The sequence below is a fragment of the Streptomyces sp. NPDC058619 genome, from assembly GCF_042717785.1.
Classification (GTDB): Bacteria; Actinomycetota; Actinomycetes; order Streptomycetales; family Streptomycetaceae; genus Streptomyces.
Genome location: NZ_JBHXQN010000003.1, coordinates 310,986 through 323,219, shown reverse-complemented (window position 1 = coordinate 323,219; position 12,234 = coordinate 310,986). Strand labels below are relative to the sequence as shown.

General features: G+C 73.9%; 10 protein-coding genes. 2 read left to right on the top strand and 8 right to left on the bottom strand.

Annotation, left to right across the window (positions count from 1 at the left end; all coding sequences use genetic code 11):
• Nucleotides 1–8: 8 nt before the first annotated feature.
• Both ACFWTC_RS05485 and ACFWTC_RS05480 read left to right on the top strand, forming a co-directional pair.
• Complete coding sequence (locus tag ACFWTC_RS05485) at nt 9–986, top strand: helix-turn-helix transcriptional regulator (RefSeq protein ID WP_383927726.1); 978 nt, start codon at nt 9–11, stop codon at nt 984–986.
• A gap of 14 nt (nt 987–1,000) precedes the next feature.
• Nucleotides 1,001–3,088, top strand: coding sequence for a SpoIIE family protein phosphatase (locus ACFWTC_RS05480; RefSeq protein WP_383927723.1), 2,088 nt, complete (start codon nt 1,001–1,003; stop codon nt 3,086–3,088).
• A 100-nt stretch (nt 3,089–3,188) separates the two neighbouring features.
• On the opposite strand, the gene ACFWTC_RS05475 is transcribed toward ACFWTC_RS05480, so the two are convergent.
• The 8 genes from ACFWTC_RS05475 to ACFWTC_RS05440 form a co-directional block, all read right to left on the bottom strand.
• Nucleotides 3,189–4,037, bottom strand: coding sequence for a phosphatase PAP2 family protein (locus ACFWTC_RS05475; RefSeq protein WP_383927721.1), 849 nt, complete (start codon nt 4,035–4,037; stop codon nt 3,189–3,191).
• A gap of 63 nt (nt 4,038–4,100) precedes the next feature.
• Nucleotides 4,101–5,054, bottom strand: a complete 954-nt coding sequence (locus ACFWTC_RS05470; protein ID WP_383927718.1) for a YihY/virulence factor BrkB family protein — start codon at nt 5,052–5,054, stop codon at nt 4,101–4,103.
• Between the two features lie 108 nt (nt 5,055–5,162).
• Nucleotides 5,163–6,968, bottom strand: coding sequence for a diacylglycerol kinase family protein (locus tag ACFWTC_RS05465; protein ID WP_383927715.1), 1,806 nt, complete (start codon nt 6,966–6,968; stop codon nt 5,163–5,165).
• Between the two features lie 351 nt (nt 6,969–7,319).
• Nucleotides 7,320–7,715, bottom strand: coding sequence for an ATP-binding protein (locus ACFWTC_RS05460; RefSeq protein ID WP_384074057.1), 396 nt, complete (start codon nt 7,713–7,715; stop codon nt 7,320–7,322).
• A 156-nt stretch (nt 7,716–7,871) separates the two neighbouring features.
• Entirely contained in the window at nt 7,872–8,249 is a 378-nt protein-coding gene (locus ACFWTC_RS05455; protein ID WP_383927710.1) for an STAS domain-containing protein, read from the bottom strand.
• Between the two features lie 27 nt (nt 8,250–8,276).
• Nucleotides 8,277–8,735, bottom strand: coding sequence for a response regulator (locus tag ACFWTC_RS05450; RefSeq protein WP_383927707.1), 459 nt, complete (start codon nt 8,733–8,735; stop codon nt 8,277–8,279).
• The gene (locus ACFWTC_RS05445; protein WP_383927704.1) at nt 8,732–10,489 is read right to left on the bottom strand and encodes an ATP-binding protein; all 1,758 of its coding nucleotides are present in this window, start codon (nt 10,487–10,489) and stop codon (nt 8,732–8,734) included. Before ACFWTC_RS05445 ends, ACFWTC_RS05450 begins: the two co-directional genes overlap by 4 nt.
• A complete protein-coding gene (locus ACFWTC_RS05440; protein ID WP_383927701.1) occupies nt 10,471–11,760 on the bottom strand; it encodes a PP2C family protein-serine/threonine phosphatase in 1,290 nt (429 codons plus the stop codon). The genes ACFWTC_RS05445 and ACFWTC_RS05440 overlap by 19 nt, the downstream gene beginning before the upstream one ends.
• Nucleotides 11,761–12,234: the final 474 nt, after the last annotated feature.

Genomic DNA, 12,234 nt, shown 5'->3' with positions numbered 1-12,234 from the left:
CGCGTCCCGTGGCAGCACACCCCAATCCCACGGCCGGAAGACGCCGGTTGGGAGCGGAGCTTCGCAAGCTCCGTGAGAGCAAAGGGATGACGGCGCGCCACGCGGCAGAGAGCCTGATGATCTCCCAGCCCAAGCTGAGCCTCCTGGAGAACGGACACCGCGCCGTCAAGCCCCGGGACGTACGCGACCTCTGCGCGCTCTACGGCGTCCAGGACCAGCAGTTCGTCGACTCCCTCATCCACATGGCGCGGGAATCCGGACAGCAGGGCTGGTGGAACGCCTTCGGCCACGTCCCGTACGGCGCCTACATCGGCCTGGAGGCGGCAGCCACATCGATCCGCTCGTACGACCCCCTGGTGATCCCCGGACTCCTCCAGACCCCCGCATACGCCCGGGCGGTCATCGCAGGAACGATCCCCCACGCGACGGCCGAGCAGATCGACACGCACCTGAGGGTGCGGCTGCGCCGCCAGGACCGTCTCACCGGTCCGAGCCGGCCGCTGCGCTTACGCGTCGTACTCGACGAGTCGGCGCTGTGGCGCGCCGTCGGGGGCGCCGACGTCATGCGCGCGCAACTGGAGCACCTGGCGGTGATGAGTGCCCACCCCCACGTCACCCTGCGCGTCCTCCCGCACGGCGCGGGGGCGCACCCCGGCGTGTCCGGGCAGTTCTCGCTGCTGGAGTTCGCCGAGGGCACCGACCCGGGCGTGGTCTACCTGGAACGCTTCACCAGCGACGTCTACCTGGAGAAGCCGACCGAGGTGGTGGAGTACGCCACCTCCTACGGGCGGCTCCGGGACCGGGCCGCGGAGCCGGACGCCACCGGGCGGTTCCTGACCGAAGCCGTCGAACGATACGCCGAAGCGGGCTGCCGCCCGAACGGGCCCGTCCCGTCCTCCGGCCGCCGCACCCGGAGTGCGGCCCACGACGGCCAGGGCGACGATGGGAGGTGTGGGAGAAGCACAGCTGCCCGCCGTGCCGGGTGAGGAGCGGGTGCGCGATGCATGAGGACATGCCACTGGAGGACCTGATCAGCAGCGCCGCCCAGGACGCCGGCGGGTGGCTGGGCGCCCTGCCGGTTGCCCTCGTGGCCACCAGCGCCGACGGGCAGATCGTGCGCTGGAACCACGGCGCGCAGGACCTGCTCGGCTACGCCCCGCCTCAGGTGCTCGGGCGGCACATCTCCGATCTGCTCCACCCGGGGGCCGACCGCAGCCTGGGCCGCTCGCTCTGGGAGACGGCCGCCACCGGGCGCGGGGTGATGGGTACGGTCACCACCTGGCACCGGGACGGCCATCCGCTGGAGCTGGAGATCTGGGCGTGCCCGGTCACCGACCGGCGCCCGGGGGCCTCGGCGGTGCTGGTGTTCGCCGCCGACGCCCACGCGGCGCGGCGGATCCGGGGCTCTTCGGCGGTGTGGGACGGGTTGTTCGCCCGCTCGCCCGTCGGCATCGCCGTCCTCGACACGCAACTGCGGTTCCTACAGGTCAATGCGGCGCTGGAGGCGATGAACGGGCTCGCGGAGTCCGCCCACGTGGGACGGCGCCTGGCCGAGGTGCTGCCCGAGGTGAACGCGGGCGAGATGGAGGAGGCGATGCGCCGGGTCCTGGAGACCGGCGAACCGGTCCTCGACCGGCGGCGCACCGGCCGCACCCCGGCCGATCCGGACCACGACCGCGTGTGGTCCTGCTCGTACGTACGCGTGCAGGACCCCGGGGGGCGGCCGATCGGTGTCATCGCCTCCCTCCTCGACGTCACCGAGCAGCAGCACGACCACACCGAGGCCGAAGCGGGGCGGCGCAGGCTCGCCCTGCTCAGCGAGGCGAGCGCGCGCATCGGCTCCAGCCTCGACCTGGAGCGCACGGCGCAGGAGCTGGCCGACCTCTCCGTACCGCACCTCGCGGACGCGGTCACGGTCGACGTCCTGGAGACGCTCGCCCACGGCGGCGAGCCGGGCATGGGCCTGACCGGGGGCATCGCCCTGCGGCGTCTGGGCAAGGCCCCGCAGACCGGGTCCGCGGTCACGCACATCCTGGCCCCGCGCGGCAGGACCCTCACCTTCCCGGTGGCCGCCCCTTACACCCAGGCCCTCTCGGACCGCCAGCCCTTCCTGATCTCGCGCCTCGACGAAAGGTCCGTCGCCCCCGCCGCCCGGCACTCCCCCAAGCCCGCCCAGCTGGTGAAGACGGGCGTGCACTCGTTCCTGATGATCCCGCTCGTCGCCCGGGACGTGGTGCTCGGCATCGCGACCTTCTACCGCACCCGGCCGGTCGGCCCGTTCGGGTCCGACGACGTCACCCTCGCCGGGGAGCTCGGGGCGCGCGCCGCCATCAGCATCGACAACGCGCGGCTCTACCACCACGAGCACGAGACCGCCGTCGTCCTCCAGCGCAGCATGCTGCCCCAGCACGTGACGCCGCCCGCCGGCATCGAGATCGCCCACCGCTACCTGCCGGCCAGCGACGTCAACGAGGTCGGCGGCGACTGGTACGACGTCCTCCCCCTCAGCGGCGGCCGGGCCGGCCTGCTCATCGGGGACGTCATGGGCCACGGCATCGCGGCCGCCGCGGTCATGGGTCGCCTGTCCGCCACCGTCCGCGCCCTCGCACGCCTCGACATGCCGCCGACCGCGCTGCTGCACCACTTGGAGGCCACCCTCGCCGACCTGGCCGAGCCGATGCTCGCCACGTTCCTGTACGTGGTCTGCGACCCCGCCACCGGCCGCTGCAGCGTCACCCGGGCCGGGCATCCGCCACCGGCCGTGGCCGAGCCCGACGGCACCGTCCGCCTGATCGAGACGCCGCCGGGCGTTCCCCTGGGCGTCGGCGGGGTCCCCTTCACCACCACCGAGTTCGAACTGCCGCCCGGCAGCGTCCTCGTGCTCTACACCGACGGTCTGATCGAAGCCCGCAGCCGCGACATCGACGACCGCCTGAAGGAGCTCACCGGTCTGCTCACCGAACCGCACCAGCCGCTGGACCACCTGTGCGACTCCCTGATCGCCCACCTGGTACCGGCCTCCGCCGACGACGACATCGCCCTCCTCGTCGCCCGCATCGGCCCGGACGGCCTCCCTTCCGCGGGGTGAGGCCGACCCCCCAACTGCTGCGGGGCGCGCCGACCTTCGAGCAGGTCGCCGCCGCGATCGGCGGGCGGCACGGTGTTCGGTGACATCGGGCCGGTCCAGGTCAGCGTACGGGCCGGCGGGCCTCGTCACGGGGCGCCGAGGGCACCGGGTCCCGTACGTCCACGGGCGGTTCGGGATCGGTGGTGGAGAGCTCGGGCTCCAGTCCCTCGGCGACGGTCGTGCGGAGCCGCCCGGCATCGACCCGCCAGGCTTCGAAGACCAGCGTCGTCGCGGTGACGACGGCGAGGCCGAGCAGCCAGCCGCCGACGACGTCGCTCACCCAGTGCACGCCCAGCGCGACCCGGGTGTAGGCGACGCCGACCACCGAGACCAGCGCGAGCGCCCAGGGCAGCGGGCGCCACGCGCGGGGCACCAGGGGCAGCAGCACCAGCAGCAGGACCGCGCACGAGGTGGTCGCCGTCATCGCGTGGCCGGAGGGGAAGGAGAAGCCGGGCGCGTGGGACACCGGGTCCGGCAGGTGCGGCCGGGCCCGCTCGACCGCCACCTTGGTCAGCAGCCCGGTCAGGCCGCTCGCCACCGCGGTCACCGAGGCCCAGGCCGCCAGCCGCCAGGCGCGGCGGACCAGGAGCCAGAGCACCAGCAGCGCGACGAGCAGGCGCATCGTCACCGGGTCCCAGACGATGCCGGTGAGGGCCTCCAGGACGCGCACCCATCCCGGGTGGTCGAGGGCCGTGGCGTGGAGCCGCTCGGCCGTGGTCCGGTCGAGGCGGTGCAGCGGGACCCACTGGGACTCGACCAGCACCAGGGCGAGGGCGAAGGGCACGGACACCGCGGCCGTCGCGACGGCGGCCAGCACGAGCCTCCTGCCGAACGTCACGTCGGGTCCGGAGTGCCGTGAGACCAGGCTCCGCAGGAGCCGCCGTCGGGGGTGTTCGGTGCGCTGTGCCATGGTGGCGACGCTCCCTTCGTTCGCGGTGGAGGCGGCCGGTGCGGGACCGGGCGCCGGGCGGGTTCAGACCCCGGGGTCGGCCTTCACCGGCTCCCGCACTCCCGCCCGTACGGCTTCCAGCTGGGCGGCGAACGCGAGGCCGAGGAAGAGGGCCATCGAGGTGAGGTAGGACCAGAGCAGCAACGACACGATGGCGCTGAGCGGTCCGTAGACGCTGGTGAACGAGCTGCTCGCCCCGACGTACACGCTCAGCCCCCAGGTCGCCAGGTTCCACAGCAGCAGGTAGACGACGGCGCCGAACGCCAGCCAGGTGTAGCCGGGCTGGCGACGCCGCGGCGACAGGCGGAAGATCGCGCTCGTGGCGAGCACGGCGAGCAGGACCCCGACGGGCCAGCGCAGGATCTCCCACGCCTGCACGGTGGTCGGGCTGAGCTGGTAGACCTCCGCCAGCGCGTGGGTCAGGTGGGAGCCCAGGACCGTGAGGATGAAGCTGAGCCCGAGCGGGAAGCCCGCCAGGGCGGCCATCAAGAGGCCGCGGGCGTACTTGGCGAGGAAGGGCCGGTCCCGTTCGTTCCCGTAGATGCGGTTGGCGCCCCGTTCGACCTGGCAGAGGCCCGTGGTGACGTTGGAGAGGGAGAAGAGCAGCCCCAGCCAGAGCGCCGCCTGGCCGCCGTTTCCCGCGTGGCGGCGGCTCTCGCTCAGCGCCTCGTCCACCACGGCCTGGCCCGGACCGCTGGTCAGCCGGCGGATCGTGAGCTCGGCTATGCGGCCTACGTCCTCGGTGTGCAGGACGCCGGACAGCCCGACGGCGGCGATGGACAGCGGGACGATGGACAGCACCGTCTGGAGGGCGAGCGCACGGGCGTGACTGAAGCCGTCGGCATAGCGGAAGCGGACGAACGAGTCGCGGGCCAGGCTCCAGCTGCCGTAACGGCGCAGCGCCGTCCACGCCTCGTCGCCGGACAGCTCCTCGCCCTCCACGTCGTGCCGTTGTGGTACCCGTCGTGCGGTGCCCATCGTTCCCCTGTCCTCCTCGTACGGTTTCCTGCGGTACTGCGGTACTGCGGTACTGCGGTACTGCGGTACTGCGGTACTGCGGTGTGCCGGGCCCGTTCGCGGCCGGTGTCAGCGCGGTTGGTGCGCGGGGGCTGCCGGACCGCGCCCGGTGCGGCCTTCGGCCGTGGCGGGGCCGGGAACCCCGGCGGGAGCCGAGGGCGGCCGGGGCAGGTACATCCGCAGCGCCCCGGGCTCGACCGCGACGCTCAGCCGGGTGCCGTCGGCCACGACGTCGCCGTCGATCTCGCGCGGCTGGGGTACCGCGCAGCGGATGTCGACCCGGGTGGCGCTGAAGTACTCCAGCGCGCCGCCGGCTTCGCGGCGCCCGCCCGCCTGCGCGGACACCGCGTGCCGCAGCGGGGCACGGCGGCCGCCGCGCAGGATCCGGGCGACGAGGTGTCCGGCCGCGGTGAACCAGCCGAGGGGGCCGCGGGGGTCGAACAGCATCACCTCCAGCTGTCCGCTGTCCGGCCGCGCGCCCGGCAGGAGGGGCAGGCCGCCCTGGAGGGTGCCGACGTTCCCGATGACGACCATGCGGGCGCGGCGCCGGTGGCGGCGCCCCCCGTCGATCCGGATCGACAGCCGCATGCCGGGGTCGCCGAGGTGCCGCAGGGCGGAGAGCACGTACGCGGCCCAGCCCAGCCGGGACTTGAGCCGCGGCGAGGCGTCCCGGACCATCGCGGCGTCGAACCCGGCGCCCGCCATGACGGTGAACCGGGTCGGCGCGAGGCCGTCGCCCTCGACCCGGCCCACGTCGATCCCGAAGCTGTCGCCGGCCAGGGCCTCGTCCAGGGCGCCGGCCGGGTCCAGGGGGAGGCCCAGGTTCCGGGCGAGGAGGTTTCCGGTGCCGCAGGGCGCGACGGCCAGCGGGATTCCCGTCCCGGCCACGACGTCGGCGCAGGCGCGCAGGGTGCCGTCGCCCCCGCAGACCACCACGAGCGAGGGGCCGCGCGCGGCGATCTCCTCGGCCAGGGCGCCGCAGGGGCGTTCGGCCGAGGTCGGGATCCAGCGCTGGTCGCGGTATCCGCGGGCGGTGAGCACGGCGCGTACCCGGTCGGCCAGTGCGTCCGGGCAGCCGTACGGATGGCGGACCACGACGACGGTCCGGCCGGCGGGTCCGCCGGCGCGGGCTGAGTCCGCGGGCGCGGCGGCGGCGTCGGGGGCTGCGGGGGCGGACGAGCCGTCACGCGGGGCGGGGGCCGAGGGGGCCGCGGCGGACTTCCTGCCGTACAGCACCGCGAACCCGATGATCAGGAGGGTCGCGGCGCCGTTGAGCAGGCCGCCCGCCACATCGGTGGGGTAGTGCATGCCCCGGTACATCCGGGACATCCCGACGGCCGGCGGGACGAGCAGGAGCGCGCCGGAGAGGACGTACCGCCAGGGGCCCCGCATGCGGAGCAGTGCGATGACGGCCAGCCCGCCGTAGAGCGCGACGGAGGCCCCGACGTGTCCGGAGGGGAAGCTCGACGTCGGCGGGGCTCCGTCCAGCCGCGGGACGGCAGGGCGCGGACGCTCCACGCACATCGTCACCACCAGGAACACCGCCGACTGCGCGGCGACCGACGCGCCGAGGAACAGCGCCTCGGTGCGCCAGGCGACGCGGGGCAGCACCAGCAGCGCCACGATGCAGAGCAGGGTCAGGCCGATGATCGTCTCCGTGGCGGCCAGCGTGGAGAACCACTCGGAGACGCCGGTGACCGGCGCGGCACGCCGCTCGGCCAGGTCCTGGTTGGCCCGGTTCTCCTCCGAGAACGGCCAGTGGCCGACGGCCGGTCCCGTGACCAGGAGCCCGAGTCCCACCATCAGTGCGGCCTGGACCGGGAGGAGCAGCACCGGCCAGGTTCCCCGCGCGGGCGCGGCGTATCTTCGCTTCATGGAGCACGTGTTGCCCCTCCCGGCCGGATGATGCGCCGTAACCAAGGGTTACTGCCGCAGCGGCGGCAGGGTGTACGTCGGGACCGACGGGTCCTTCGGGGCGATGCCTCGGCCGAGGGCGGGGACGGAGACGGGGCGGGGACGCCGAGGTGTCCGACGTCGTGCCGGCGGCCGGCGTCGCCGGGCCCGGCCGGTCCGCGGCCGGCGAGCCGCTGCCGTCAGCGGCCGAACAGCCTCCCACCAGCAGGCCGCCCGCCACCAGGAAGGACACCGGTCAGCCCAGCGGGCCCGCGATCCGTGCGCCGACGCTGACGCGCACGCCGGGCGCGGGCGCCGCGCAGGAGCGCCGGGTCAGGGCCGGTCCGGGACCGGCGGCGGATCCTGGGCGCCGTCCAGCGGCACCAGTACCTCGATGCGCTTGCCGCCGGGCGCGGCCGGCAGGATCTCCACGCTCCGCGCGAGCCGGCAGATCAGGGGCCAGCCGAACCCGCCCACGGGGAAGGTCCCGGGCTGCCGGACGAGGATCACCGGATGGTCGGCGCTGGCATCGGCGACGGCGAGGAGCAGCCCGTCCGCCGACACGGAGGCGCTGAACCCGACGATCCCGCCGCCGTGGCGGATGGCGTTCGTCGCCAGCTCCGAGGTCACGAGCAGCGCGTCGCTCAACACGTCGCCCCCGGGACCGGAGACTTCCGGCAGGATCCCGGACGACTCGATGAGCGACTGCACACGGTCCCTGGCCTGCATGGCGGTCCGTGGGACCGGGTATGCCTGTCCGCTCTCCACGGGTCGCACGTTCACCTCCTCGGCTGTCTCGTCACGGCTGGACGCTGTGCGTGTGCCCACTGCGCGCCCCCGCAATCGCAGAGGCAAACATCACAGTCGTCCGCTCGCGCTCACGGGTCAGCGGCGCCGCGGCGGGACGTCGAGCACCATTGCCTCGGCCACGGTCGGCGCGACGGCGAAGGCCCGGTTCGCGCCCGTGACTTCGAGCAGCCGTGCCAGCCGGTTCGGGACCTCTCCCGCCAGGACCACGGGCCGGTCCAGTGCGGGTTGCAGCATGATGCTGAGCGCGGTGGAGTCCGCGAAGGTGACACCGGAGACGTCCAGGACGAACCGGGCGACGCCGTCGGCCACGGGGTCGAGTGCCGTCCGCAGCTCGGTCACTCCGTCCATGTCGAACTCGCCCGCCATCACGACGATGCGCACGTCGCCCTCGGACCGCGTCTCGACGCGGTTGCGCGCATCGGCGCCGTAGGCGTCGGCGTGGTGCGTGTCCATGTTCCCCACTCTCTTCGTTGCGTGATGTCAGACGGACCGCGGCAGCTTCACCACGGTGACGAAGAAGTCGTCGATCTGCTGGATCGCCCGGATGAACTGGTCGAGGTCGACCGGCTTCGTCACGTAGGCGTTGGCGTGCAGCTTGTAGCTCCGCAGGATGTCCTCCTCGGCCGCCGACGTGGTGAGCACGACCACGGGGATGTGGCTCAGCTCGGGGTCGGTCTTGATCTGCTCGAGCACCTGCCTGCCGTCGTACTTGGGCAGGTTCAGGTCCAGGAGGATCAGGTCGGGACGGGGGGCGCCGGTGTGGTCGCCCCGGCGGTAGAGGAAGTCCAGGGCCTCCAGGCCGTCCCGCACGACGTGCAGGGTGTTGCCGATCTTGTTGTCCTCGAACGCCTCGCGCGTCATGAGCTCGTCGCCGGCGTCGTCCTCGACGAGGAGGACTTCCGCGGGCTGGGACCGGTATCCGGGGCTCGGGGTGGTCATGGGGTGTTTCCTTCCGCGGCCGCGGGTTCGGCGGTCTGGGACGAGGACGGGGTCCGGGCCGGGACCGGCGCGGCGGGGGTTGCGGGGGCGGCGGCCGCGGGGGCCGGTTCAACTGCGGGGGCCGGTTCGACTGCGGGCTCGTCCGTGCCGTGCACGGGCAGCGTGAAGAGCATCCGCGCGCCCTCCGTGCGGTCGGTGTCGATCCAGATCCGGCCGCCCGAGTGCTCGACGATCTTCTTGCAGAGCGAGAGCCCGATGCCGGTGCCCCCGTACGCCTCCCGGCCGTGCAGCCGCTGGAAGATGACGAAGACCTTCTCGGTGAACTCGGGGGCGATGCCGATGCCGTTGTCGGTGACGCTGAAGGTGTGGAAGCCGGGCTCCGAGCCGGTGCCGTTCAGGACCTCGATCTCGACGCGCGGGGTCCGGCCGGGCGCCCGGAACTTGACCGCGTTGGCGACGAGGTTCTGCCAGAGCATCGTGAGCAGGGTGGGGTCGCCCTCCACGTCGGGCAGGCCTTCGGGCCGTACGACCTCCGCCCCGCTCTCCTCGACGGCGGCGGCGAGGTTGCGCAGCGCCCGGTCGAGCGTGCCGTCGAGGGGGACGGTCTCCCGCGCGTCCTGGACCCGGCCCACCCGGGAGAACGTCAGCAGGTCGTTGATCAGCACCTGCATCCGCTTGGCGCCGTCGACGGCGAACCCGATGTACTGGGCGCCCCGTTCGTCGAGCCGGTCGCCGTAGCGCTTCTCCAGCAACTGGCAGAACGAGGCGACCTTGCGCAGCGGCTCCTGGAGGTCGTGCGACGCGACGTACGCGAACTGCTCCAGCTCGGCGTTCGAGCGGCGCAGTTCCACCGTCTGGGCGTCGAGGTCCGCGGCCGAGCGCGCGAGCTCCTCCGCGTTGCGGCGGGAGGCCTCCAGCTCGTCGACGGTACGGCGGCGCATGGCCTCGACCGCCTGGGCGAGCGAGCGCAGGTCGGCCGGCCCGCGTTCGGGGATCTCCTCGTCGAACCGCCCGTCGGCGACCCGGCGGGACGCCGCGCGCACCGCGCCGAGCGGCCGTACGACGCCCACGTGGAGCAGGACGGCGAGGCAGAGAGCCGTCAGCAGGAAGGCCGCGGCGACGGCCAGGAAGATGCGGTCGCGCTCGGAGCGCGCCTCGCCGAAGGTCTTGCGCGCGTCGGCGTGGACCTGGCCCAGCCGGGTCTGCTGCGCTTCGACTCGCCGACGCACCTCGTCGAAGCGGTCCTTGCCGTCCTGGACGGAGGGGCCGGTGCCCCCGGCCTGGACCGAAGCGACGGCGGGGGTCGCGAACTCGTCGCGCCAGGCGCGCGCGGCGTCCTCCACGGCCCTCAGGTCGGCCTGCGCCGCGTCCTCGTCGCCGAGCAGCATCGCGAGCCGCTTCGACACGCCGGACTCGGCCGCCCGGCCGCGCTCGTACGGCTCCAGCAGGGCGGGATCGCGGGCGAGGAGGTAGCCGCGGACCCCGGTCTCCTGGTCGAGCAGGGCCGCCTCCAGCCGGAGGGCGTCCCGCTGGGCCGGAGCGATCCCGTCGACGAGCCGGTCCCCCGCCGCGGTGGTGTTCGACAGCAGCGCCGCGCCCACCCCGGCCGTGGTGAGGACCATGGTGGCGAGCACGGCGAGCGCGGTCATGAACCAGGCCTGCACGCTCAGTCCGCGCAGGCCGGTCCGGTTGCGGGCGCCGGGGGCGGGCGGAGGGTCTGCTTGTTCCGGGGAGGTCACGGGGAGGTGTTCCATTCGAGGTGGAGTACGGCGACGTCGTCGGCCAGGCCGCCCCAGTCCGCGGCCAGGCTCTGCGCGGTGTGGATCAGGGCGTCGACGAACGGATCGGCGGGAAGGTGGGTGTGCCGGCGGGCGATGTCGAGCAGGCCCTGCTCGTCGAGCCGCTGGGAACCGGGGCCGGTGCGGCCCTCGATCAGCCCGTCGGTGAAGAGCATCACGGCGCCGGACGGCTCGACCGGGATCTCGGTCACGGGCCAGTCGGAGTCCCAGTCCGGAATGATGCCGAGCGCCGGTCCTCCGGCGACCGCCTCCAGCCGTACGCCTTCGGAGGAGCGCACCAGGAAGCCGGGGTGGCCGGCGCGCTGCACGGCGACGTGTCCGTCGCCCGGGCGGCGGGTCACGGAGATCAGGGTGGCGAAGATCTCGGGTCCGGACCGCTCCGCGACCAGGATCTTCTCCAGGAGGTCGAGCAGGTCCTGGCCTCGTGCGCCGGCCATGACGAACGCCCGCCAGGCCACGCGCAGGCAGACGCCGAGGGCCGCCTCGTCCGGTCCGTGTCCGGAGACGTCGCCGACGACGGCGTGCGTGGCCCCGTCGGACGTCTGGACCACGTCGTAGAAGTCTCCGCCGAGGAGCGCCTGGGCGCGGCCGGGCCGGTAGCGGGCGCACACGGAGACGGTGTCGTCGAGCAGCAGGGGCGTCGGGAGGAGGCCGCGCTCCAGGCGTGCGTTCTCCTCCGCGCGCAGCCGGCCCGTCTGGAGGGCGGCTGCGGCGAGCTCGGTCTGCTTTCGCTGCACGGCGTAGCGGATGGCCCGCATGAAGACGTCGGATTCGAGGCGGCCCTTGACCAGGTAGTCCTGGGCGCCGGCCGCGACGGCCGCGAGACCGGCCTGCTCCTCGGAGAGTCCGGTGAGGACGACGACGGCGGCCTCGGCGGACGCGGCCAGCACCCGGTTGAGCGCGTCGAGGCCCTGGGCGTCGGGCAGGTGCAGGTCGAGCAGGACGCACTGGGGCGGGTCGGTCTCCAGCTGCCGCAGGCCGTGGGCGAGCGAGCGGGCGCGTCCGAGGCGGACGTCGATGCCGCTGTCCTCGACCAGCTCCTCGACCAGGAGGGCGTCTCCCTCATCGTCCTCGACGAGCAGGACGTGGGGCGGCAGGCCGCTCCACAGCGTCTCGAAGCGGTCGTGCTCGACGTCGACGGAGGAGGCCTGCCGGGGCGGCCGGGCCGCGGGCGGTCTCGCGTGGTCGGCCGGGTACTGCGAGCCCAGGCCCAGAGCGCTCCCCATGGCGTTCGTTTCCCTTCTCGCGAGAGAGCGCGGCGCCCTGCGGGCGCCTGTTACGTCCGGGGCGAGCTTAGAGTGATCATTTGCCGTTAGGCAATATTTTAACTGGTCAATTATCCTCGCCCTCCCCCACCGGCGCCGTCCTGCGCGTTCCGTGCCCCGGGCCGCCTCTGAAGACAGCGTCGGAGATCCGCGCGGAAGCCCTGCCCCCGCCGGGTTCCGCGGCCCGCCCCGCCTCCCGGACGACTCCGTCCGGCGGCGCCTCGGCCCGCCCGGCCGTGTCCGGAGTCACCTTCACCGGGCCGGGAGAGTACCTCGTTCACCGGGCCGGGAGAGTACCTCGCCCGCCGCCTCCCGGAAACCGGTCAGGACGATGATCAGGGCCGAGCAGTGCCTTCAGCTGGGAGGGGAGACGCTTTCCCCCGCACCGTCCTGTCCCGGGCCCGGAGCACTTCCAGCAGTTCGGCGGCGGCGCTG

Coding starts and splice junctions, on each gene's coding strand:
- ACFWTC_RS05455 (WP_383927710.1), bottom strand. CDS start 8,249: ATGGACACGCACCACGCCGACGCCTACGGCGCCGATGCGCGCAACCGC.
- ACFWTC_RS05445 (WP_383927704.1), bottom strand. CDS start 10,489: ATGGAACACCTCCCCGTGACCTCCCCGGAACAAGCAGACCCTCCGCCC.
- ACFWTC_RS05440 (WP_383927701.1), bottom strand. CDS start 11,760: ATGGGGAGCGCTCTGGGCCTGGGCTCGCAGTACCCGGCCGACCACGCG.
- ACFWTC_RS05480 (WP_383927723.1), top strand. CDS start 1,001: ATGCATGAGGACATGCCACTGGAGGACCTGATCAGCAGCGCCGCCCAG.
- ACFWTC_RS05465 (WP_383927715.1), bottom strand. CDS start 6,968: ATGAAGCGAAGATACGCCGCGCCCGCGCGGGGAACCTGGCCGGTGCTG.
- ACFWTC_RS05450 (WP_383927707.1), bottom strand. CDS start 8,735: ATGACCACCCCGAGCCCCGGATACCGGTCCCAGCCCGCGGAAGTCCTC.
- ACFWTC_RS05475 (WP_383927721.1), bottom strand. CDS start 4,037: ATGGCACAGCGCACCGAACACCCCCGACGGCGGCTCCTGCGGAGCCTG.
- ACFWTC_RS05460 (WP_384074057.1), bottom strand. CDS start 7,715: ATGCAGGCCAGGGACCGTGTGCAGTCGCTCATCGAGTCGTCCGGGATC.
- ACFWTC_RS05470 (WP_383927718.1), bottom strand. CDS start 5,054: ATGGGCACCGCACGACGGGTACCACAACGGCACGACGTGGAGGGCGAG.